This window comes from Methylobacterium sp. Leaf469 (assembly GCF_001424745.1).
Classification (GTDB): Bacteria; Pseudomonadota; Alphaproteobacteria; order Rhizobiales; family Beijerinckiaceae; genus Methylobacterium.
The window spans coordinates 1-22,603 of the sequence record NZ_LMRE01000019.1 but is presented as its reverse complement, the minus strand read 5'-3'; the positions used below and the strand labels follow the sequence as shown (position 1 = coordinate 22,603).

The following is a 22,603-nucleotide window of genomic DNA, read 5'->3' as shown; positions in this document are numbered from 1 at the left end:
GAGAGCCTTGGTGGCATCGCGCATCCTGTGGACCTCATCCCTCGTGAAGTTCGCCCGGCTGCCCTTGGCGAGGACCGACAGCAAGAACACGGGGATGGCCTCGCCGAGGTACGCGGCCATCACGCGGTAGCCCCCTGGCCCCCCGTACCGGATCTTGCGCACCCCGCCGGACTCTCGGACTATGTCGCCAGCGGTGGGATCGGCTGCGATCTGATCCACGATTGCGGTCCGGTCCTCGTCGGACAGGCCCTCTCGCTTCGCGGCGGCGAGGTAGGCAGCGGTTTCAGCGACCGCGTGGAGAGGCGCTGTCATAAGCAAGATATGTGTCAGGGACACACCTGTGTCAATGGCACAGATGATCCCTCCGGCATGGCCCCGCCAGCCTCGCGATCAACGCCAATGCCCGCGTTCCGCTGCCCTAGACGTGACTCTGCCCGGGTCTGTCGCAAACTGTAACCTTGTGAAACTCGAAGCAGACCCCGAGCAATCGGTTCTGCTGGAGGACGGTCCATGCGCCAGCAAAGCCGAAGCCCTTGCTCAGCCACAGCGTGGCCTCGAAGCCGCAGATCGTGCGGCGTGCTGTGTTGAAAGAACGGAAGCCGCCCACCCGCAGCGCATCGATGGTGTGCATCATCTCGACGAGGGAGCGACCGAGGCGATCGAGCTTCCACACTACCAGGACGTCAGTGGGCCGTAGGTAGGCGAGGGCCGCCTCGAACTCGGGGCGTTTGGTACCGGCCTTGCCGGACTTCTTCTCCTCGAACAGGCGCTCGCACCCAGCCTTGGTCAGGGCATCGCGCTGGAGGTCGAGGTTCTAATCGAGGGTGGAGACGCGGGCATATCCAACGATCATGTCGGGATAGTGATTAAGTAGCGTTTAACCCACAATAGAAAACCAGTCATATTTTCCCGACATAAACTCGGCCGTTTCAAGGGACTCGGGGCCAGCCCGTTGTTGTCGTCGGGAAAACGATCGGATCTCCGACATCCGGTCTTATAGGACGAACGTCTTGTTTGGGTGGCATCCAGACCTTGGCTCTTGATCCGAAAGCGGCCGTTCCATCTCCGATCCAAACCAAACGCTCACGGCAGCTACTTAAATGGCCGGTTTAGCAGTTATTAATCCGTCAGCATCGCGCTAGTTTAATCTCGGGATGGGCCAAACAGTCTTTAGGAGTAGAGTAATGATAACGGCCGATAATATCGTTGACGACATCGCGAAAGGTGTACGGGAGGCACTTCGAACTAGCGAGTTCTTGCTTGGCGCAGAAGCCAGGGAATTTCAGCATCCAGAAATACACCCTGAATATTTAGTAACTATTGAAGTAGCGAAGAAAATGGGTAGGATGGACCGCGTCGTTGCCCTTGAGACTCATATGGATGACTTGAGAAACAATGCTAAGCGTAAAGCAATTTCAGTTAAAATGCTAAAATCATCAAAATACAGCAAGGCAAAAGAGGAGCGTGAATCCATTTCCGCTCTCCGCGATGCCGAAATAGCGAAAATCAATCAAATAGTTTCGGGCTCAACATATCAGTTCAGCGCCGCCGGAAAGGGCAAAAAGCGGGTCGATATTGTAGTATTTACTTCCGACACTAAAGATCCGCCAGTCTTAATCGCCGAAGCCAAACTTGGCAGTCAGACGCCTGATGCAATCATTGCTGACATCGACAGAGTGATCACGCTCCTGCAGATGTACAGAGATCTAGGATTAGATCACAATATATACGGTGCAGTTTTCTTCTACAGAATGTTGAAAGGAGGATCTATACTCGGAGTACAAGGGAATGCAAGAAATTTACTTGAGCGTATTAGTTCTCACTTATCAAACAAGAAAGCTGATGTGAAATATAGCTGGCTGAAATCCAAAGCAGATCTCCTTTCGCGAGAGAGCTATGTTGAGCCGATTCAAGCGTACGAAGAGCTTTATGACGATGGATCAACTGAGACGGTTTTTGCTCGTCGAGGTTTTGCATTCGCTCCAGGACTTGTTCTGCTCGGACGAAGCGACGATGTGGAGACGGTTTCATTTTGATTAATTGACAAAAGGTGGGGAAAGGAGGCGGCCTACGATCTGTGAGCTAAATCAGAGCATGCGGGCTGCAACCATATCGTAAGTATCTACCTTCCGGTCCCCCACCCGTCTCGGCCTCAGGTCACTGCCTCATCGAGAAGCCCGGAATCGGACCTTCCGAGGGTCTGCAAAGGGTCGACAACGGACGGTTCAGTTCACGAACGGGCGAGCGGGCTACCGACCGCGAGGCTCATGTCGGGAATACCGTCGGATCTCTGACATCGAGCTTATAGGACGAATGTCTTGTTTGGGTGGGAAGCGGAATGGCGGCTTACGAGCACGGCTGATGATTGGCCGACATTCAAATCGAGGCCGTGTCTGCCAGCGACGATGCAGTCACCGGCATGGGCGGCTAATTCTCGTACCTGCCTACAATCCGGTCGAGGAGTACATGCGGGACCGTCAAGGCCGACAGCATCCGAAGGGTGAGGCACAGGAGGGTGGCGGCGGGGTCGTTCGCATCGGCGGCGTAGAGCGGCCAGAGGCCGGCGCCTAGAACAAGCGTCAGCCCGAATACCGGCAGCGAGGCGCAGACAGCCTTGCGCATCGTGTCAATGCCTGGCGCCCGGGTTGGGTCTTGCACCAGGGCGCGCATGTGCCGAGGGGCGTGAAGGCCGACGAAGTACAAGGTGAAGGCCGTCAGCGGCGGCAGCAGCCGGAAGGCGAGCGCCAGGACGGCCATCTCAATCAGTACAGCGCCCCGGTGTCGGCGCACCAGCACCCACGCGGCAGCGATCGCGAGCCAGAGCCAGGCGGCGGCGATCCACCAGCCGGGGAGATGCGCCATCGGTACCCGCGTGACGGCTGCAAACAGCGCAGCGGTCTCCTCGGGCCGCAGCAGTGCCGGCAGCGCGATCGGCAGCCCGCCGCGCACCAGGGCCTCGAACGGCCGGCCAGGGCCGGCATCCTCCTCACCGAAATGCAGGACGGATAAGGCAAGGAAGCCCGCCATGGTCACCAAGGGTGCGACCTGCCAGGCGAGCAGGACCAGGGCCGAGAGGCCGAGATAGGGGACGGCGAAGATCCCGAACCAAGCCCGGCCGTAGCGCGGACGCAGCAGGGGGGCCGCCACGACACCATCGAGTGCGCCGTGTGGCACGCCAAGGACAATCACGATTGCCAGGGCCACTAGCCAGGACGCTTGGCGTGGCAAGGCGGCCGAGGTGACCAGGGCGAGCGCCACGAGGGCCCCCGCCAAGAGCAGGGGCCCGGCTCCCGCCGAACCCAGACGTCGGCGACTCGCCCGAACGGGGGTCACAAGGACCGGAGTGGTCGCACGAGCCGCCATCGGGGTCAGGCCGCCCGGCGCAGCGGCGTCGCAGTGGCACGCCCCTCGGCCAGATCACGGTCGACCGCGCGTGTCGTTTCCCGCGTAGCCATGATCCCGTAGACGACCTTGGCGGTCAGATCCGAGAGCGCGACGACCGCCAGGGCCACCGCCGGCGACAGGATCCCGAGGCCATCCTGGCCGACGAGAAGCACCACGGGGTAGATGCACCAGACCACCGTGAGGAAGACGGCGTTGCGCCGGAAGGCAGACTGCACGTCGGCCCGCTCAGCGGCGTTCTCCTCGCGCAGCTGCACGAAGATCCCGTAGAATACGGCGATGAACGCGCCGCAGGAGATCGCGAACCAAGTCCACTTGATCCAGGCGACCGTCGAGAGGCCGAAGGCCAGCGCAGTCACGATCATAATCAGGTCGGAGCCGATCAGGCCCCAGACGATGGCCGGCCGGCGCATCCCCGAATGCATCGCGGTGCGCGAGAGGCCCAAAAGCAGCAGAGGCGTGGTGAAGGTCCAGTCGATGTAGCGGGCGAAATAGAACTGGCGCGCGGTGTCCGCCGCGTCGGGACCGGCGGGCAGAACAAAGCTTCCCTGCCCCGTCGCCATGGCGAAGTAGGAGCAGGCCGCGATGATCGGCACGATCCCGTGGATGATGGTATCCGCCTCCTCGGCGTGTGTCCGTCGCTTGCCCATGAACAGGATCGCGGCGGCACCTGCCGCCATGCCGGCGAAGCCGAGCCAGAGCCAAAATTGAGGCGTCATCGAAAACTCATCGGTACAGGAGGATGAAAAGCATGCCCCGAACGTGGCCGCCCTCCTGCACAAAGTTCACCGACTGCAATCGTTGCTTGGGATGCCTCTCACAGTCACGCGATCCCAGAACCTTCAGCTCGCGTTCGCTGCCGGCGCGATATGGTCCGACTAGGTACACCTGCGAAGCACGCTCAAAGGCAAGTTTGCTCGATACTCAGCGGTGTTCTGAATGTCGCTTCACGAGCGGGAAAGCAGATGGCTGGAACGGCGAGGATGGGTCGGGACCCGCCGGTCCGTTCAACGACCGGGTTGGGTGGGGAGCGGACTCTGCTCCTTTGCCCTGAAGCGGACGTTCCGCCTCCGACCCTACTCGGACCTTCCCATTGGCACTCTGCAACAACCGGTGTTGATGAAACTGGGTCCTTCGCCGCGAGTTTTGGTCGAGGCTTATGAGCCTCTCAATTCCCGATCGATCAGGGCTCTTCGGCCCATCCAGAATTTTGAGTTGTGGTCGAAACGGACGACAGTTCCCAATTCATTAGCACAGCTTAGGATTTCGCTATGACCGACCTTCCGAGCACGTCACAGCAAAAAGAGCTGGCGATCGTTTGCACCCCGTCGCACAGGTGCCCTGCGTGCGGGGACGACGTTATCGCAGTGGAGTTTGAGCCCGCTCTCAAAGTTACAAGCGTCGAACGAAAAATTGATAAATTCGCGACGTTTGGAAGTGTCCCGATGTCTAGATGTCCGGTATGCGGTATGGCTTTGCGTGAAGTTCAAAGAGTTGTTCCACTAGAGCTGGAAGGTTTAACTTGCGTTTGCGGAAAATCTGATTTCAACTTTTCTGTTAGCTCTATCAAACCCAACAAAAAGAAAAACGCAACTGAGTGGGACTTCAATCTAGATGTTACGTGTAAATCTTGTAAGAAACAGAAATTTTTAGAAAAGATACTAAATTTCTTTAAACTTAAAAAAATTAAAGTTAGTGCTACTGGTGTGGAGGTAGAGAATTTTCCAGCAAATAAGTCTTGAATGTAGATAGAATATTCGAGCAATTAAATCTTTTGCTCCAGCCAAAAATTTGGACGTTCGTTGCGTGATCATCGAACTTCCGTTTTCCACCCAACCCAGACGCGGGGCGTCTTCCACCAAGCTGCCGCGAAGCGGATCCTCCGAGGGTCCGAGAAGGGTCGGAAACGGACGGTTCAGCTCATAAACGGGCGGGTTACCGGACCCGAGGCTCATGTCGGGAATACCGTCGGATACCCGACAATGCCCGGCACGGCGAGTTTCCCCCCTGGCACCCCCCCAGACGCGCGCTCGGCACCCCGCGCGGTATCACACCCAGGCGCACGAGAGATGCACGGGAAGGTGCGCGATAGGGTAGGGCCGGGGACCGCTTTGAAGCTACCAGCAGGCTCGCGGAAGGCGCCGCTTCCATCGCTCCCCACGGGGAAGCCCAGCGGTCTCGCTCCGGTCGCTCCGCACGGGACGCGCTTGGGAGGGCGAGGCAAGCACGGGAACGGGCGCGCGCGGTTCAGCCTCCAGGATTACGGGCGCGGCATCCACTGCCTCAAGGGTGACCTTCCTGGGCCTTCCTCTAGGGCGTGGGGCTTTGAGGGCTGCCAAGGAGTCTACGCGGCGCACAGGCTGTAGAGGCGGCTCAGAGGGCAGAGCAGGGGCCGGCTCAGGCTCAGAGGGCTCCCAGATGACGAGGCTGGGCAGAATGCGCCGCGACTCGACGCCCTTCGCTGTCTCGACCACGGCAGTGGCATCCGGCTCTGGTAAGGCCAATGAGAACGCATTGGGGGGGCTCCGAGCTACTTTGCGCGGTACCCTCGGGGCCTTGGCGGTAATGATAGCGCGCCCCTGATGGGCCCCGCGCTTGGTCTCGACGGTGAATGACCGCCGTGTCTGCTTACGCAACATGTTGTCTCTGAACGCTCTGGCGCGCTGGCCCTACGTCGAACATGGGAGACCCCGTGAGCCGTCGCCAGCAAATTGGCTCAAGGGGTTTAAGAGCGCTTAACAGAACCGTCTGATTCGGCTGGGGGTGATGAGGCCGGCCGCGAGTCTGGTGAAGGCTTCGTAGATGTCGGCGCGTCGCTGAACGCCCGCGCGATCGCGTTTGCGACAGGCCCCCGAAGGTAGCAAGGCCCAAAGTAAATTTGCAATGTTGCAATTTCACAAAGTTGCGAAATTATGATTTTTCGGCGTTGGCAATGATCTGTGCGATCGTTGGGTAGCTGTTCTTTTTCAGAACGTACTCAAGGCCTTGCACGAACAGATCGTGCTCCTTGACCCGCTTATGGTAGCTGATGTCCCGCAGCACTTCCTTAACCGCCGGGTGGATGTAGAAGGGCGTCGGCTTGGGCTTAGCGGTCGACCTTGCCGGTCGGCCGACCTTCCGAGCTGGAGCGGCTTCCAAGGTCTCAGGCGGCTCATCAGCGCTGGGTAGCATGGTGTCGGCGTCGAAGATCGAGGGTGCGCGGCGGCTCATGCCTTCGTCTCCTTGGATTGGGTGTCGAGCCACTTCCAGAGCTGCCGGATCTCGTCGGCGGCTTTGCTGTCAGAGGCGTACTCGGTGACGCCTTGGCCTGAGGCAAAGGCGTCCTGATAGTCGTTCCTGAGAAGAATTAGAGGCTCGGCCACGAAGCCGATCGACGCCAAGCCTGTGGCCGTGTCATTCGCCCGACCGTTGCGAGGGATGGGCGAGCACTGGTTCAGGACGAACGCGAACGGCTTCCCGCTGCGCATGATCGCCTGCACCGTCGCGCGTACCGCGAGCAGGTCGAGCCGCGTCGGCCGGATGGGCACTAGGCAGAACGTTGACGCCTCCATGGCTGCATGGGTCGTGGGCGTATCGGCACCTGCCGTGTCCAAGATCGTCAGCGTGACACCCTTCCCACCAAGGCTATCGAGCATCGAGCCGATCTGGCCGATGCGCTCAAGCGGGAAGCGCTCGATCACTGGAAGGTGCTGATCCGGGATGGCTGCGGGGTCGGCCTTTTTCCGCATCTTACCCCATTCGACCATCGACCCCTGAGGATCGAGATCGAAGGCAGCGACCATCTCACCGCGCTGTTGGGCGGCGATGGCGAGCGACGTGGCGATGGTGGTCTTACCAGCCCCGCCCTTCTGAGTGACAAGCGTGATCGTTCTCATGCGCAGCTTCATAACGTCGAGGCATTAAGGCATCATGAAGCTGCGATATCGCAATTTTTTGAAACTGCAACATCATGAAGCCGTACCATCGCAAATTCGCAACGCTGTGAAACCCCATTAGGCCCCTGGGCAGGGCCGAAGGCTACAGCCAGCGAGGCGACCACGCCGCTGCCGAACGCGAGTAGTGCCCGCTTCATGCCGGAGGCTCCTTGGGCTGAACGCCCTGCCGGCCGTGGCGCAGGGGCTCGATGCCAGTAGCCTCAAGAGCCCGCCGCACCGCCGCCGACTCCTGGCTGATCACCACCAGGTAAGCCCGCGTTGAGGCGTCCGGCCGCGCCCGGCCCTGTTCAAGGTCCAGCAGGGTCCCGATGGGGAACCCATAGCGCGCGGCGAACGCGGCCTGCGTGAGTTTCTGGCTGGCGCGGATCGCTCGCACGTCGACGTCGGTCGGGCGATGGCGCCGGCTTCCTGGGCGGATTAGATGAGCCGCTTTCCGAATGCAGTCATCACGCCGCCTGTGCCTGTTCGGGAATGGGCTCGATCCGCGCGAGGTCCGGCCCAATCTCTGCAAGCAGGCTCTCGCTCTCGAAATGCGCCTGCAGGTTCGTCCAGAACTGGTGCGACGTGCGGAAGTACCGGGCCAGCCGCAGGGCGGTGTCCGTGCTGATGCCGATCTCCTCCCTCACGATCCGCTCGATGCGGGAGCGCGGGAGGTCCAGGGCTTTGGCGATCGCGCCGGCAGTGAGGCCGAGCGGGGCCATGAATTCCTCGCGCAGGATCTCGCCAGGGTGAACCGGGGGCATGATCTCCATGTCCCCGGCACCCTCGGCGGTGTCAAAGGTCTGGCGCAGGGCCTCGATGTTTCCGATCGTGTCAGACATTGGCGGTTGCCCTCCTTGGCGTCTGGCGCAAGATCCTAGTGATAGTCCGTGAACTCGACCCGTTCCGGCCCGGCATCCGTCCAAACGAAACAGAGCCGGAATTGGTCGTTGACCGCGATGGCGTGTTGTCCAGCCCGGTCGCGCGCCAGCGGGTGGAGCCTGTTCGATGCCGGCACCTTGAGGTCATCCAGCGTTGTCGCCGAGTTGAGCACGGTGAGCTTCCGCCGAACGGTCTTGAAGAGGTCGGCCGGGAACCCCTTGGGGCAACGACCCCGGAACACCGCCTCGGTTATTCGATCATGGAAACTGCGGATCATCGGCCCGCCCGTGTTGCGCTCGGTGATACATGTATCACCGAACGCAACAATCCCGTCAATCCAATCGTATCACTCATTGCAACATTCCCTTCGTTCTCGTGAGCGGCAGCGCGGAAATGCCTGCCTTCCATATGCGAAGGGACTTCAGCGGCGGGTCGAACGGCTGCGGCGGCAGAGCCCACCGCCTCAACATGCCAGGGCGTGGACACCGGACATGCCCCAAGGCGATCGAGCCCGCGTTGACCTGCGGACCATGTCCGCGGCGGTACCGACTTATCGACCGCTGATTCGGCTTGAGAGCTGGGCTCTCGCCGCATCGCGCTCTGTCCGAGCCGCCGTCAGCTCGTTGCGAAGAGCCTCGATGTCAGCCTGCAGTTCCCCGGCATCGACCGCCATCTCAATGCATTGCTCTTGCGCCTCGGCGAGCTGGAGGTGCAGGTCGGCGTTCTCGGCCGTGAGTTCGAGCAGGGCGATTTCGAGGGCGGTGAGCGGCGCATCGGGCACGGGCATACGTGACTGAATCATGCCCCCGGCTATCGCCCCGAGCCTGTTGCCGTTGACTTAACCATCCCGCCCAGCCGACATGACATGTCTGGCTGCACTCGCCCTCTGGTGCGAGTCGTGAGCCAACCACCATCCAGGATAATCGCCGCGAGAAAGACCTAAGCCCAAAACGCCAACGGCCCCACCCCTGCAAGGGTGAGGCCGTTGAAATCGATGAAGTCTGGAGAAGCTTTTCAACTCCCCAGACATCATAACACCGCTCAGGTGTCAATCGGGATCGCTTCCCGAGACGATGGCGCTTTGCCTTTTGATGGGGCCGGCTCACGCCGTGCCCCCTGCTTTGCCGCGGCCCGAGCAGGGACCGGGACCGATGTTTCACGCCGCCATGCAGGCCGCGATCGAGGGCGCGCGCACGCTCGCGCAGATGGACGCGCTGTCGCGTCAGCTCTGGCAGGGCCACGGGGCCGGGGTGTTGGGCGACCACGAAGCCCAGCTCCTCGCCGAACGTCTCCACGGGCGCCGTGGCGCGATCCGCGAGGGCATCCGGCCGGTCGGTATCCCGGCCGGCCGTGCGAGCCTGTTCCCGCCGCGCCGGAGCCCGAGGAGCCCCGACAGGATCGCCTCGCGCGAGCGGCGTCGCTTGCTGGCGTGTTCCGGCCCGATGCCGCCGCAGATCGCCGTGCGCTTCACCGAGGGGCAGCGGGCGGTGCTGCGCATCGTCGCCGACGAGGTGGCGGCCAAGGGTGTGTGCGGGCTCTGTGTCGACGCCATCGCGGCGCGGGCCGGGGTGTGCCGACGGTTGGCCCAGGGCGCGCTGCGTCTGGCCGCCGGCGACGGCCTGCTGACCATCGAGGAGCGCCGGCACGAGGGGCGTAAGAACTCGCCCAACCTGGTGCGGATCATCAGCGCCGAATGGGGGATGTGGATCCGCCGCGGCGCCGGTCAGAAGCGCGTTGGGTTCGCGTTGGCCGGCGAAGAGAAGCCGCTGCCGAAGGCACTAGGGTGCAAAGCGTTTCGCCCCACGGATAGGGGGATAACTTTGGGGACAAGTTCGCCAGCGGAACCGGTCAAGAAGCTGCCGGAACGGCAGAGCCTTGCCCATCGCTAGCGAATCCTCCGCACCCGCTCAGCCAGGCAGAACCGGCGCAGCCATGCGGTGGGGGTATTCGGCCGGGCGGTTTAACAAACGCACTTGTGCCATCGGCCCGATTCCGGTGACGAACGAACCGCTCGAAGGGCCGGGCATGACACTGCACGCCCGCATGCCAGGGAGAGCGACCCAGCGTGATCCGACAATCCGAACTCGACGTGCATACCCGGGCCGAGGAACTGTTCGAGCGTGAGAACCCGGGATGCCTTTGGCGGTCGCCACCCAAGGTCGCGTATCAGCCCTTTGCCCCTCGCCGGACGGCCTCGATGATCGAGCGCCAGGCCTACCTGGCTCGGGTGCGTGAACGCATGCAGGCCGAGGGCGTGCCGCTGGTCACGGACGAAGAACCCCCGCCGTAATCGGACCCGAGCCTACGAAGCGATCCGTCGCTGGCGCTGCTCGCGTGAGTGCTGCGCGGATCGCGGTTGGGCCACGGTCGAAGGGCTGATCCTCACGGTTCCACGGGTTCGCCTCAGGCGACGGGATCCAGATCGCGACTCGGCACGGTGGCGTCGGTGCCGGGAGCCTGCACGGCGACCGCTCCATCTCCGCCGGGCGCGCCGATGAGATCGGCGAATAGAGCCCTGTCGGCTTCCCGGGTGAGGAAGCCCGGAAGTTCGCGCCGGAGCCAGTCGGCGAGGCGCTGGGTGAAGGCGGGATCGTGACCCGCTTCCAGCCGCTGCAACACCAGCGCGCCGAGCAGCACCTTGCGCCGGGTGTCGTGCGCGCGTTCCTGCTGGCCGAGCCGGGCCTGCAGGGTTTTCTTCTGCGCCTCGATCTGCGCCAGCCGTTCGGCAATCGTCCGCCGCGCCATGTCGGAGTGCTCCGGTTCAAGCGGTTGTATTTCGGCCGTTCTAGCGAGCCCGATCCGAAAGGCCAAGCTCGGTCTGAACGCGCGTGGTCGTGCCGGCCCGATCGCATGATGCAGCTTTTGAATGTACCGGCAATTCCGGGGTCCGGATGGATCGCGGGGAGACACCGAAGCCGTCTGGAGCGAAGCGGAAGCAAGGCAAGGGCGCACTTACGAGTTGCTACGCAACTCAGGGCGGTGCTAAGGCCAAGCCTGTCGGGGGCGGGCACATGGCAATCTACCATTGCAGCATGAAGCCGATCGGGCGAGCCGGCGGGCGCAGCGCCGTCGCTGCCGCGGCCTACCGCGCGGGCGATCGCCTGGAGAACCAGCGCGACGGCGTCGTGCACGACTACACCGCCAAGGCCGGGGTGGTGCAAGCCGAGATCGTGCTGCCGGCCGGGGTCGAGGCGGCCTGGGCCCTCGACCGCTCGGCCCTGTGGAATGCGGCCGAGGCGGCGGAGAAGCGCAAGGACGCCCGGGTGGCGCGCGAGTTCGAGATCGCGCTGCCGCACGAGCTGTCGCCCGAGCAGCACCTGGCCGCGACGCGGGAGTTCGCGCACGACTTGGCCCGGCGCACGGGCGCGGCGGTGGACTTCGCGATCCACGCGCCGCACGCGGCGGGCGATCAGCGCAACCACCATGCCCATGTGCTCGTGACCACGCGCCGGGTCGGCCCGGAGGGTTTAAGCGAGAAGACTTGGTTGGAGCGTGAGAACAAGTGGCTGCTGGCCCAGGGGCGGCCGACCACGGACGCGCAGCTGCGCGAGATCCGCGCGGCTTGGGAAGGCATCGTCAACCGGCATCTCGCCGCCCAGGATCTGGATCTGCGCATCGACCATCGCAGCCATGCCGCGCGCGGGGTGGCTTTGGCGCCGACCGAGCATGTCGGGGTGCACGCGACCGGGATGCAGCGGCGGGGGCTCGGCGTCACGCGGGTAGCGCTCGATGCGCAGGCGGCGGCGCGCAACGCCCTGCTCATCGCCGAGCGGCCGGAAGAGGTGCTGAGCCTGATCACGCACGAGAAGAGCGTGTTCGACCGGCGCGACATCGCCCGCGCCCTGCACCGGGCCCTGCCCGACGATGCGTCCGGCTTCCAGAACGCGCTCGCCACGGTGCTGGCCTCGCCGGCCCTGGTCACGCTGCAGCCCGAGCACACCGATCCCGGCACCGGGGCGGTGACGCCGGCGCGCTACGCCACGCGCGCGATGGTGGCGCTGGAAGCCGGGATGGTGGCGGCGTCCGGGCGCCTGCAGGCGGCGGGTACGCACGGCGTTGCGCCAGCCCGGATCGCGGCGGCGATGGCGCGCCAGGACGCGGCGATCCAGACAAGTGCGGGGGATCCCACCGCCGGGCTGTCGCCCGAGCAGCGGGTGGCCATCAGGCACGTGACCGGGCCGGCGCGGATCGCCGCGGTGGTGGGGTTTGCCGGCGCGGGCAAGAGCACGATGCTAGCCGCCGCCCGCGAGGCTTGGGAAGCCCAAGGCTACCGGGTGCTGGGCGCGGCCCTGTCGGGCAAGGCGGCGGAGGGGTTGGAGGAGAGTTCGGGGATCCCGAGCCGCACCCTGGCGTCGTGGTCGCTCGGCTGGGAGCGCGATCGCGGCCGGCTCGGGCGCGGCGACGTGTTCGTGATCGACGAGGCCGGGATGGTGGGAAGCCGCCAGCTCGCGGGCTTCGTCGCCGAGGCCGAGGCTCGCGGCGCGAAGATCGTGCTCGTGGGCGACCACGAGCAGCTCCAGGCCATCGGCGCCGGGGCGCCGTTCCGGGCGATCGCGCAAGCGGTCGGCCATGCCGAGCTCGGCGATATCCGCCGGCAGCGGCAGAACTGGCAGCGGGCGGCCTCGGTGGCGTTCGCCACGCATCGCACGGGCGAGGGCCTGGCCGCGTATGCGGCGGCCGGAGCCATCCGGTTCCTCGACGGGGGAGCGGCGACGCGGGCGGCGATCGTGGCCGACGCCCTGGCGGACCGGACAAGCCGGCCGGAGGGCTCGCGGGTGGTGCTGGCGCATCGGCGCGTCGACGTGGCGGCGCTCAACGCGGCGATCCGCTCCGGCCTGCAGGCGCAGGGCATCCTCGGGCAGGGGGAGGCCGGGGGCGAGCTGGCCTTTGCCACCCGCGAGGGTGAGCGCGCCTTCGTCTCCGGCGACCGGATCGTGTTCCTGGAAAACGATCGCGGGCTCGGGGTGAAGAACGGCATGCTGGGCACGGTCGAGGCGGTGGCGGCGGGGCGAATCACCGTGCGGCTCGACGGCCCGGCGGGGGGCGTACCGCGGCGGGTCGAGGTACAGAGCGAGGTCTACACCGCGTTCGATCACGGCTACGCCACCACCATCCACAAGAGTCAGGGGGCGACGGTGGACCGGGCCTTCGTGCTGGCCTCGCCCACCCTGGACCGGCACCTCACCTACGTGGCGATGACGCGCCACCGCGACGCGGCCGGGCTCTACGCCGACGCAGCCGAGTTCGGGGTGGCGGGGCCGGTCGAGGCCGGGACGGCGCTGCCCGAGCGGTTCGTGGCCCGGCTGTCGCGGGCGGGCACGAAGGAGACGACGCTGGACTACGCGCCGGCCTATGCGGCGCAGCGCGGGATCGCCGAGCGCCTCGGCATCGCCAGCACCATCGCGCTGGCGGTGGATGCGGCGGCTGCGGCCGCGCCACGGATCCGGCGGGGGATGTTCGACGGGCTCAAGCTGAGCCGGAAAGGTCCAGCTGCCGCAGCCCCGTCGGTGCCAGGGACACCGAGTGCGGATCCGGCGGCACCGACCCCGCCGGAACGGCGCAGCCCGTTTGCCGGATTGAAGCTCAGCCCTGGCCGCCCGGCCGAGCCGGAGCCGGCGGTCGCCTCGGAGCCGGAACGCTGGGTCGCGCGTATCCTGGCCGTGTCGGGGTTCGAGGGGGCGCTGGGGCGCTATCTTCGCGCCTATGACGCCCGCGAGCGCCAGGCCGGGGCCGGGCTGCCCGTGCTCGAAGGACAGACGCGGGAGCTGGCCGCCGCCACGGCGGCGCTGGAGCAGGCCCGACCCGGGGTCGGGGAGACCCTGCGCTCGGCCCTGGAGCACGATCCTGAGGCGGCGCTCGCGCTGGCGGCGGCGCCCGGGCGCGCCCGCACCGCGGCTCTGGTGACGGTTCTGGAGCGGGAGGCAGCGGTGCTGGTCTCACCTGCCTTGCGCGCCGAGCGCTTCGTCCGGTCGTGGGTGGATCTCAGCGCGCAGCGCGCCGCCCTGCCGGACTGGCAGCATCTGAGGGCGCGCGGCGCGGTCGAGGAGCGGATGCAGGCTCTGCGGCTGAGCCTGACCGGCGATCCCGCACTGGAGGCGGCTCTGGGCGCGTGGCGCAAGGAGCTTGGGATCACATCCCGGGCCGAGCCAAAGATGAGCCTGTCGCACGAGCTCGAGCGAAGCCTGGCGCCGGAGCGCGGCCCGAGCCTCGGGCTGAGCCTCGGATTTTGAGGGGCCAAGGAGACACCATGCGGGACAGCGAGCACTTGGATGGCGGGCTGGGGGTCGTGGAGACGGAGGAGCCCGAGGATGCGGCCGCTGCGTTCGAGGCCCTGCGCGCGAGCGTCGAGCGGGTGGGGCGTGAGGTCCGCGCGGAAACCGCGCTCCTGCGGGATGGGGTGGCCGCCGCCCTGGAGCACACGCAAGCCGCGGGGACGCCGGTCGATTACAGCGCCGATCTCGGCCGCCTGGTCCAGGAGTTCGCCACCGTGAGCAAGCGCCTGGGTGCCATCGAGCGGCTCCCGGTCCTGCGCCAGGATGCACAGCAGACCGCACGCCTGCTTCACAGCAGCGGCGAGGCGTTGGTCCGCGACTCGGTTCGAAAGCTCGACGCGCGAGCGGAGGCGTTTCTCCGGGAGACCCAGGGGCTGACGGGCAGGATGCGAAGCCTGCGAGAACGCCGGGAGCAGAACCTCTGGCTCACCGGTACCGGTGTGGGTGCCGGTGCGGCGGGCCTCTTCCTTGGGGTCGTGCTGATCCTGACCCTGCCAGCTCTCCTGCCTTACGGGGCCGCCGAGCGCGTGGCCGCGTCCATCCTGGGAGAGGAGCCGTGGCAAGCCGGCATCCGTCTGATGAAATTCGGGAGCCCGGTCGGGTTGAGTCAGCTGGGCGCCGCCGATCGGCTGATGCGGGCGAACGCCGAGGTGGTGACAGCGTGCCGCGAGGCGGCCACCAAGGCGGGCAAGGATCAGCCCTGCACCATCACCGTGGCGGTGCCGGCGAAGTAGGCCCGTGATACGAGCCATGAAACGTTCCGGATGGTTCTAGACCATGCGGGTGTGATGTCTCAAAAGCCAAAAAGCAATCCATAAGAGACACATTTCAGCGTCTCACGCTCAAGCCTCATTTTGGTATACCTTACGGGCCGTAGCCAAGGCCGGGGCGACTTTCTTATGCGGATATTGGCGGGTGGAAGCAGAAAATTGAAGACGAAGTGAATAGTCTAGCGCTTCGATGGCCGGGCGCAGCGCGAGGTTTGTCCATCAAACTGAGCGGCGGCAGCAATAGGGACATCATCCTGCGTCGTACTCAAACTGTACACAATGATTAATGGAAGCCTGTACTAAAGAACTCAGGCAAAAATTTGTTTCTGCGTGCGCGCATGACAGTCGATTCCCCCTAAAATTCCGCGAACAACCGATCATATATTATTTCCTACGATTAAAATTCTATCTCGTAGCAACCGCTTGAATAATTATACATTCAATATCTAAGCCGTTGTTAGCAGTTGTGTATTCCAGCCTAAATCGCCCTTCTGTTTGAGACAGGCGCGGGTGAACGCTGAGAAGGGGGCCGCCGCATTGATGTGGTCGCCAACCCGGTTGATCAGTTCTTCGTAATCAGCCTCCTGCTTGACCGTCCAGTTGTCAGAAGCCCGCTGCTTCTCAAGATCTTCGATTTGCCGCGCCCAGTGGTCGATAGCGACGTATAGAGCATGTCGGTCGAGGATCAGGTTGCCTTCGTTCAGATGGAAAAGATCGATCGAAACTTTAGCGCGTTCAAACTTCTTTTCATTTTCGGTCTTCTTATGACGTTCTACTACCAAACCATCCTCTACAGCGTAATCAAGTAGTAAGACATCAGAAGCAATACAGGGATCGATCAATTTTGGGCTTTCCCCGGCAATTGACGCACTTGCGACGTCCGGAACCCGAGCTTTCTCGTCAATCAACGGAAAGCGACAACCCTTACCTTGGACAGACTTTGTGCGGGCGTCTGTTCGGCGCTTATTGATAAGTGAATATGCAAGTCGGAAATTCTTCCAGTCAAATGCTAACCACCAGTATCCTTTGTGTGGAGGACGAACGCCGGTAACCCGGTTTTTTGGACGCCAATGGTCCACCTCAAGCTCGCTGACTGCTATCCGCTTCTCTGAGTACCAGCATTTGTCATGAGACAAGGATGCCATGTGTGTCTTCAGCTCACTCCAGATCGTGCCGCGGTCGCCAATGAATTTTGCTCGAGACGCCACATCCAATATCTTGAGTGCTTCCAGTGCCGTCGCGGCGTCCTGCTTCCACTGGTCGGAGACGTGCTTAAGTAAATCGCTTTGCTTTATGTACCTCATGCGCCCTTGCGCTCCCGCACCCGCTTCAACACGTCTGCTGCCCTTTTCCGCCTCGCCTCAAGCGCATCCGGTGTCAAAACTGCCTTGCTCAGTTCTGGTTGGTCCTTCTCTAGTTCTGTCATGGCGAGCACGAAGTCACGGTAGAGTGGGTCATTAACAGTCTGTGTGAAGTCTAACCTGCTAATCTCAGCATTTAATTCGCGGAGTCGATCCTCCTGTTTTGCAGTTCGATGCTCCAGAACACCGAGTCGTCGTTTTTCATCAAGAAGGGCGAGCGAGGCTCGATCTAGAGAGGATCTTAGGCCGAAGAATTCACTTGTTAAAATGGCAGAAAATCCCATTCCTTTCGGGCTTGATGATGGATGTTCAGCTTCGATTGTGCTTGCGTCGTCGTCACGCCGCTGAAGTATGATGACTTCACTCGCATCTAATCCTGCAAAAACTAACGGACTATGGGTTGTCATGATAATCTGGCTTCTGGTCAGCCCGCCGCCATATTTTTTCAGGATGTCCAGATAATCTAAACACCAAGCTGGATTAAGATGGGTGTCCGGCTCATCCAACAAAAATAGAGATTCATCTTGATTAGTAAACCTCAATAGCCCAAGAACTGTAAGAAGTTGTTGCTCGCCTTCACTAAGGTCGACAAAGCTTAGAGCTGTTTCGCTGCCCCTCACCCTGAAACGAATACGCACTTCGTGCAGCAGATCGCTTAAAACCATGCTCTCCAGACGTTTGAAAAGCTCTTTTGAATCAATGTCGTCTGCGATCTGCCCTAGGTCTTCTACACTCTGAACAAAGCAGTAACGTCTCTCAAGTGTGCTATGCCGCTTAAGACCTACCGGTACTCTCTCCCTAGTCTTCATCGGAGCAAGGGCGACTTGATGCAGTTTGGCAAGTAATCGTTTTACTGTGCCTGCAGCCCACCAGTAACGCTCATCTCCTCGTTCGCGTACCTCAGGCGGGGGATCGGATTTGTACCAGTGAGGCTGCTGTAGAACGAACAGTACTGACTCCAGCGCCTCGATCCCGAGTTGATCGAGAAGGAAGGCGCGGATTTCTGGATCGTTCTTAGCATAAAAGGCAAGAAGGACGAACTGACTATGCCAATCTTCAGCTAGAAAGAGTGAGCGTATCGTATCCTCTTCTCCAGCAATCAGTTCGTCTCGGTACCTTTCCGTATGTTCGATGAAAAGACTTTTGAGTCGCGGCGAGGTGCCAGAATAATAGCCGAATACATGCTTTGGAAGCAGTCTGTTCTGGTTGTGATAGCGATAAAAGCCTGGTTCTGTTAAAATTTCAAATTCAAGCTCTTGATTAGGAATTATACGGGCGACTTTGTACGAAGTGACAAGGACGCTTCTCCCTTCTGTTTCAGCAGAGGGACTAGCTTCGACGTCAACGCGATAACCGTTGCAAGAAAACACAATACGGTATGCAAAAGCAGGCTTGACCCGAAGATCCAGCTGCCGAAAGATAGTCGTGAGGGCTTCTAAAATGTTGGTCTTTCCAACACCGTTGCGGCCAATCAAAACCGTTCGTGCGCTGTTTTCGTCAAAGTCGATTACGAAATCTCGGAGATTTCGAAAATTGGGGAGGTGGAGCTGATCAACCCGCATGTCAGGCGGCCACCAAGCGGGGCCAATCCATCTCAGAGCGATACTCCTGAATTGTTCCAGCAGCTACAGCTTCCGCAAGATTTTTGAAAAATACCTCTACATCCTGCAGTCCGTAGCCTGCTTCCTCCAACAGGCGCAGCGGCTCCAGGCCATCAGCATGGTTCTCTAAAACCGCCCTGAGGTCTAATCGTGCATTTGGAATTCCAAATTTCAGCTTGTTTATTGTCACCTTCTTTGCCTTCCGTCTTGCGCCCCTTTGCTTTCCGTCTGAGGTTGATAGTCGAGCGCGGAACGCCGCTGCAACCGCCCCATCTGTTGGATCTAAAAGACTGATATCGCCCGCTAAAACCTTCGCGCGTAGTTGTGTCCAGAGGCTGTTTAATGCGGTATCTGTCGTCTGAAGCCTAGTCCGTAGTGACGCGAGCTTTTTAAAACGGTGTTTGAGCTGTTCTACAAGCCACCGCCTCTCAACTAACGGTGCAACGGGGATAGGAGCACGCACGAGCATTGATACATTTAGAATGTCTCGCGCGGCACCCCTAGCCCTAGCATTCAACCATTCTTGCAACACGGGCGACTGTAGGGCGAGAGCGATCCATTCACCCATATCGGCATCAATTGGTGTAACTTTGGCCAAGGCTCGGTTGATGTTGGCTCCCGCGAGGTCTTCCGGCACACGTGCAATCCGTCCAATGCTGCCCGCCAGAGACACTAGTACTTCACCACCCTGCAGACGAGATCGCGCGTGCCGTTCATCGATTTCAGGTGTGACGCTGCGTACACCGCTTAAATTAATACCATTTGAGGTAAGATCCTGGATGCGCACCATCGGCACACCGATCTCAATGTCTTCCCCTGGCTCGACAATTCCATAGCAAATGGGATTAGTGGCCGACGCGAGTTGTTCTAGGCTAGCCCATGCCCAAGTTGTAGGTAAGCTTGCTAACCGATGATCAAGTGCCGGGGAGGCCGCCTCAGTGTATGAACGCTTCATCCACTTTACATCGGAAATTTTTGAGTTGCGTGCATCTTCCCATGTCGCGCGTCTTGCTGCGTCAATAGCCGACAGCATTGCCGTTCCTGACGAGAAGCCGACGTTTGCGTGAACTCTTGCACTCAAGGATCCGTCGAATGCAGACGTGAGTAGTTGTTGCTCAAGTCGTGTCACAAGTTCGAGACTTCCAGCGATCCGAGCCCGTAAGGAGTTTATCCGGTGACGATGAACGCCAAGGCCTCGCACGATGACGCGCTGCACCTCGATCGGTGGAAGGGCGATCTGTAAATTAAGAAGCTGATCAGCGCGTATTCGAGGCATACGAGCCCCGGACATGATTTGCGACACGCTTGCCTGATGATCGGGACCTAATAATACTTCCTGGATAAACTCGGTTTCGACCCCTTCATTGACCCTCAGAACTAGTAGCTCCGTTGCAGCGATACCATCCGCACCAGCGATTATCACCTTTTGTAAGTAAGGCCTAAGCCGGCCATATAGCAAGTCCCCCGTATGGAACCGCGTTTTCGCACTAGCGATATTACGGCCTAGCGTTGGGTTGGGCTGGAACAGTTGTCCTGTACCAGCCTCAATGTCCTCCAGGCTGATATAATTGAAGGCTCGGTCGGGCATAGCACGAGGCTCTAGGGCAGAACCAGCAAACGTCATCACTTCCCGGAGGAGTGTTGGCTCCCAACTACTGGGTATTATCCGGCTAGTCATGCACGCGAATCCATGTCAATTACCGGCATGTCATCAACAAGTTGTTCAAAATCTTCAATTATTCCTTCTAGTAAGTGCCGTAGTTGAATAGTAATCTCTTCAATGTCCGTTGAATTACTATCTCCGCTGTGCCGTTCGTCTCGTAGCCAACTGATTGACAGATCTAAGTCTCGTTCCTCAATGTAATCACGGGTGAAATGACGGAATCTGCCGAGTGCGCCTTGATCTTTTCGCGGGCTCTTACCATTCACGTCGAGACCGTAAGCAGCTTCAAAATCCTTGAAGTCAGCTCGTTGAAGTGGCGACCGTTTTCCGTAGACTGGCATATTGGATCGCATATCGTAGATCCAAATGCCGTTCGTGCCTTCGTCGTCACGGCTGAAGAATAGCACGTTGGTGGTAACGCTGGCGTAGAAGATGCCATCTGGCAAGCGCAATATTGTATGAAGATTGCAAAATCTTAGCAGGTCACGACGCACCTGCTTGCCGGCATGACCCTCATAAAGCACGCTATCCGGAACAACGACAGCTGCGCGGCCACCCGGCTTCAGCCCCAAATATATGTGCTGAAGAAATGCGAGTTGTTTGCTGGTAGTCGGATAGGGAAGGTCTCTACGCCCTGGTAGGCCGCCTCCCCGCTTTGTACCGAAGGGCGGGTTCGTGAGAATGATATCGGCCGGGGGGATCCTTGCGGCGTCCTCTGCCGACAGGCTATCTCCGTGTACAAAATCACCTTTTAGTCCATGCAAAATTGTATTCATAAGCAACAAGCGGTGAGTGTCTTGGACCAGCTCAACTCCCACAAAAATTGGTTTTAATTTATTTGATTTTGATTTCGAAATGTAGTCATTTGCTACTACAAGAAAACCGCCTGTACCGGCCGCCGGATCGTGTATAATATCGCTTGCTCGCGGCTTGATAACGGCGACGATTGTCTCAATCAGGGCGCGCGGGGTGAAGTACTGTCCTGCACCACTCTTCTTCTCACTAGCGTTTCGTTCGAGAAGCCCCTCGTAAATATCTCCAAGTCCTTCGCGCTGCACATTATACCAGTCAAGCTCGTCAATCTTGGCGACTAAAGTCGAGAGACTTTCTGGGTGGCGCAGTAGCGACGTCGGATTGGCAAAAATGGCGCGGATGATTGGATCGGCTGTCGTTCCCAGTACTACTAGCTGTCGGCGGTAAAAATCGAACTGGAGGGCAGGAGCCTGGCCCGCAAGGTCCTTCCAACGATAACCTATGGGGAGGTCCTGTTCAGAGCCAATTTCCTGAGCCATTTTAAGAAATAGTAAATACGTTAGCTCGTTGACGTACTGATGATAGGTGATGCCATCGTCCCTAAGGACGTTACATAGTCCCCAGAGTTTATGGGCGATGTCTCGGTCACTCACGCTTGGTTTCTGCCCCCTTGCAGCACGCCTGGCTCCCGAGGACCCTAGCCTAGGGAACAGGCTTTGGACACGATTGATTGGGTTGAGGTCGCTCGCACGGCGGTCACGCGGCGGACTATGGCGAAGTGTACGCTATCAGCTCCTATAGTGGGTGGGTCACACATATCCGGGGGCCGATCGGTACCCAGTTTGTGGATCGGCGTCCGAAACATGACCCCAGCAGATCCGTTCCTAACTCTCTGCCGCGGTAAGAAAATCCGAGTTTTTGGTGGGGTCACGATCGGAGCCGGTTTTGACCCCACCCCTCAAGGTATTTTGGCTAACATCGCAGCGACTTAACAGAGCTGAAGGAGGGGTCATGCTTCGAAGCCGATCCACACCCACGGCCAGCACCGTGCTTGCGCCGGCAGCAGGCCGGCGAGCTGGACCAGCAACTGATCGGGCACCGGCACCTCGCGTACCGTACCCAGGCCGCGCTTCTTCAGGCTGCGGATCACGACGCTGCCAGCGCCGGCATCGAGGTCGGCTGCCCTGAGTGGGCCTGTCGCAAACGTTCAACGGCCAAAAAGTCTTCTCCGACTAGCTCGCCACAATGCCTGCTCGCCGCCTGCGGGCCGCCTCCAGCGAGGTTGGGAGGCGGCCTGACGGGCCTGGTATCACCCCATCGGATCAGTGTGCGCCTATGGGGAGAGCATGAATTTCTACAACCAAAATCTATGCGACACGCCCCATAGGCCGCCCCAAGGGGCCAGCCCCGGTCTTGGTTTCCTGGGGTCCGCGGCTCTGAACGCGGTTCAGAAACGAAGAAGGACCCCGCGACCTTTGCTGTCCCTCATGAATTCCCCTTCGTGCACAACGGCGTAGCGAGTGCTCTGCCGCTTTCGTCAGGACGCGCGCCCAAGCGTCTCCGCTACGATCTGCGGGTTCTTCTCCAGCATGGCGAGAAGCACGCGGGCCGGCCCCTGGGGCTGCCGGCGCCGGGTCTCCCACTGCCGGAGCGTGGCGACCGGCACGCCTATCGTAGCGGCGAAGGCGGGGCGCTTGAGACCCGTGCGCTCGCGGATCGAGGCAACGTCCACGGTTTCCGGGACGTGCAAGATCAGCCCCGGTGACGGCTCGCCCTTGGCGTGCGCGAGCGCCTCACCGAGGCCGGACATGATGTCGTTGAACACGTCGTTGCTCATCGAGCCTTCCCCTCTGTGGTTGACGTTGCACGGGCCTTCCAGGCGGCCTTGAGAGCCTTGGTGGCATCGCGCATCCTGTGGACCTCATCCCTCGTGAAGTTCGCCCGGCTGCCCTTGGCGAGGACCGACAGCAAGAACACGGGGATGG

Annotated in this window: 22 protein-coding genes and 3 pseudogenes; 6 read left to right on the top strand and 19 right to left on the bottom strand. The window is 61.1% G+C overall.

All coding sequences use genetic code 11. From position 1 onward, the window contains the following. The 3 genes and pseudogenes from ASG60_RS10955 to ASG60_RS22020 form a co-directional block, all read right to left on the bottom strand. The coding region (locus tag ASG60_RS10955) for an addiction module toxin RelE (protein ID WP_156398875.1) at positions 1-312 on the bottom strand (312 nt) is incomplete at its 3' end. A 106-nt stretch (positions 313-418) separates the two neighbouring features. After that, positions 419-610 (bottom strand): annotated as a pseudogene (locus ASG60_RS23145) (hypothetical protein); the annotation flags it as partial. After that, positions 605-853, bottom strand: a pseudogene (locus tag ASG60_RS22020) (recombinase family protein); the annotation flags it as partial. The pseudogenes ASG60_RS23145 and ASG60_RS22020, both read right to left, overlap by 6 nt. A 331-nt stretch (positions 854-1,184) precedes the next feature. Between ASG60_RS22020 and ASG60_RS22720 the strand changes: the two are divergent. Beyond that, entirely contained in the window at positions 1,185-2,036 is an 852-nt protein-coding gene (locus tag ASG60_RS22720; protein WP_156398874.1) for a hypothetical protein, read from the top strand. A 391-nt stretch (positions 2,037-2,427) separates the two neighbouring features. On the opposite strand, the gene ASG60_RS10945 is transcribed toward ASG60_RS22720, so the two are convergent. Beyond that, positions 2,428-3,258, bottom strand: a complete 831-nt coding sequence (locus tag ASG60_RS10945; protein WP_244476641.1) for a Brp/Blh family beta-carotene 15,15'-dioxygenase — start codon at positions 3,256-3,258, stop codon at positions 2,428-2,430. A 110-nt stretch (positions 3,259-3,368) separates the two neighbouring features. After that, positions 3,369-4,121: a bacteriorhodopsin gene (locus tag ASG60_RS10940; RefSeq protein ID WP_056385592.1), complete on the bottom strand. Its 753-nt coding sequence runs from the start codon at positions 4,119-4,121 to the stop codon at positions 3,369-3,371. Positions 4,122-4,673: 552 nt separating this feature from the next. On the opposite strand from ASG60_RS10940, the gene ASG60_RS22715 reads away from it, so the two are divergent. Beyond that, positions 4,674-5,144, top strand: a complete 471-nt coding sequence (locus tag ASG60_RS22715) for a hypothetical protein (protein ID WP_156398873.1) — start codon at positions 4,674-4,676, stop codon at positions 5,142-5,144. A gap of 993 nt (positions 5,145-6,137) precedes the next feature. On the opposite strand, the pseudogene ASG60_RS22710 reads toward ASG60_RS22715, so the two are convergent. The 7 genes and pseudogenes from ASG60_RS22710 to ASG60_RS10910 all read right to left on the bottom strand — a co-directional run. Further along, positions 6,138-6,221: pseudogene (locus ASG60_RS22710) on the bottom strand (IS5/IS1182 family transposase); the annotation flags it as partial. Between the two features lie 91 nt (positions 6,222-6,312). After that, complete coding sequence (locus ASG60_RS10935) at positions 6,313-6,612, bottom strand: hypothetical protein (protein ID WP_056385590.1); 300 nt, start codon at positions 6,610-6,612, stop codon at positions 6,313-6,315. Then, a complete protein-coding gene (locus ASG60_RS10930; protein ID WP_056385600.1) occupies positions 6,609-7,277 on the bottom strand; it encodes a ParA family protein in 669 nt (222 codons plus the stop codon). Before ASG60_RS10930 ends, ASG60_RS10935 begins: the two co-directional genes overlap by 4 nt. Before the next feature lie 193 nt (positions 7,278-7,470). Continuing rightward, positions 7,471-7,713, bottom strand: a complete 243-nt coding sequence (locus tag ASG60_RS10925; protein WP_200947669.1) for a helix-turn-helix domain-containing protein — start codon at positions 7,711-7,713, stop codon at positions 7,471-7,473. Between the two features lie 70 nt (positions 7,714-7,783). Next, positions 7,784-8,158: a HigA family addiction module antitoxin gene (locus tag ASG60_RS10920; RefSeq protein WP_056385588.1), complete on the bottom strand. Its 375-nt coding sequence runs from the start codon at positions 8,156-8,158 to the stop codon at positions 7,784-7,786. A gap of 35 nt (positions 8,159-8,193) precedes the next feature. Then, positions 8,194-8,475 (bottom strand): type II toxin-antitoxin system RelE/ParE family toxin, encoded by a 282-nt coding sequence (locus ASG60_RS10915; RefSeq protein ID WP_056385586.1) that lies wholly within the window; start codon positions 8,473-8,475, stop codon positions 8,194-8,196. Positions 8,476-8,748: 273 nt separating this feature from the next. Further along, on the bottom strand, positions 8,749-9,000 hold the full coding sequence (locus ASG60_RS10910; protein ID WP_244476640.1) for a hypothetical protein: 252 nt from the start codon (positions 8,998-9,000) through the stop codon (positions 8,749-8,751). Between the two features lie 349 nt (positions 9,001-9,349). Here ASG60_RS10910 and ASG60_RS10905 point away from each other — a divergent pair, with 349 nt between their 5' ends. Together ASG60_RS10905 and ASG60_RS10900 are read left to right on the top strand one after the other, a co-directional pair. Continuing rightward, complete coding sequence (locus tag ASG60_RS10905) at positions 9,350-10,087, top strand: hypothetical protein (protein ID WP_056385584.1); 738 nt, start codon at positions 9,350-9,352, stop codon at positions 10,085-10,087. A 176-nt stretch (positions 10,088-10,263) separates the two neighbouring features. Further along, positions 10,264-10,488, top strand: coding sequence for a hypothetical protein (locus ASG60_RS10900; RefSeq protein ID WP_056385582.1), 225 nt, complete (start codon positions 10,264-10,266; stop codon positions 10,486-10,488). A gap of 113 nt (positions 10,489-10,601) precedes the next feature. Here ASG60_RS10900 and ASG60_RS10895 read toward each other — a convergent pair whose 3' ends face one another. Next, complete coding sequence (locus ASG60_RS10895) at positions 10,602-10,943, bottom strand: hypothetical protein (protein WP_056385580.1); 342 nt, start codon at positions 10,941-10,943, stop codon at positions 10,602-10,604. A 266-nt stretch (positions 10,944-11,209) separates the two neighbouring features. On the opposite strand from ASG60_RS10895, the gene traA reads away from it, so the two are divergent. After that, entirely contained in the window at positions 11,210-14,428 is a 3,219-nt protein-coding gene (gene traA / locus ASG60_RS10890; RefSeq protein WP_082531723.1) for a Ti-type conjugative transfer relaxase TraA, read from the top strand. Positions 14,429-14,445: 17 nt separating this feature from the next. Further along, positions 14,446-15,204: a DUF6118 family protein gene (locus ASG60_RS10885; RefSeq protein ID WP_056385576.1), complete on the top strand. Its 759-nt coding sequence runs from the start codon at positions 14,446-14,448 to the stop codon at positions 15,202-15,204. A 482-nt stretch (positions 15,205-15,686) separates the two neighbouring features. On the opposite strand, the gene ASG60_RS22705 is transcribed toward ASG60_RS10885, so the two are convergent. From ASG60_RS22705 to ASG60_RS10875, 6 genes are all read right to left on the bottom strand, one after another. Beyond that, entirely contained in the window at positions 15,687-16,544 is an 858-nt protein-coding gene (locus tag ASG60_RS22705; RefSeq protein ID WP_156398872.1) for a hypothetical protein, read from the bottom strand. Further along, a complete protein-coding gene (locus ASG60_RS22015; protein ID WP_082531722.1) occupies positions 16,541-18,163 on the bottom strand; it encodes an AAA family ATPase in 1,623 nt (540 codons plus the stop codon). The genes ASG60_RS22705 and ASG60_RS22015 overlap by 4 nt, the downstream gene beginning before the upstream one ends. A 1-nt stretch (position 18,164) precedes the next feature. After that, the gene (locus ASG60_RS22700) at positions 18,165-19,790 is read right to left on the bottom strand and encodes a restriction endonuclease subunit S (protein ID WP_162244789.1); all 1,626 of its coding nucleotides are present in this window, start codon (positions 19,788-19,790) and stop codon (positions 18,165-18,167) included. 86 nt (positions 19,791-19,876) lie between these two features. Beyond that, complete coding sequence (locus ASG60_RS10880; protein WP_056385574.1) at positions 19,877-21,271, bottom strand: N-6 DNA methylase; 1,395 nt, start codon at positions 21,269-21,271, stop codon at positions 19,877-19,879. Between the two features lie 356 nt (positions 21,272-21,627). Then, positions 21,628-21,768 carry a hypothetical protein gene (locus ASG60_RS22695; RefSeq protein ID WP_156398870.1) on the bottom strand — a complete coding sequence of 47 codons (141 nt, stop codon included), beginning with the start codon at positions 21,766-21,768 and terminating at the stop codon, positions 21,628-21,630. Between the two features lie 387 nt (positions 21,769-22,155). Next, positions 22,156-22,455: a transcriptional regulator gene (locus tag ASG60_RS10875; RefSeq protein ID WP_056385572.1), complete on the bottom strand. Its 300-nt coding sequence runs from the start codon at positions 22,453-22,455 to the stop codon at positions 22,156-22,158. Between the last annotated feature and the right edge of the window lie 148 nt (positions 22,456-22,603).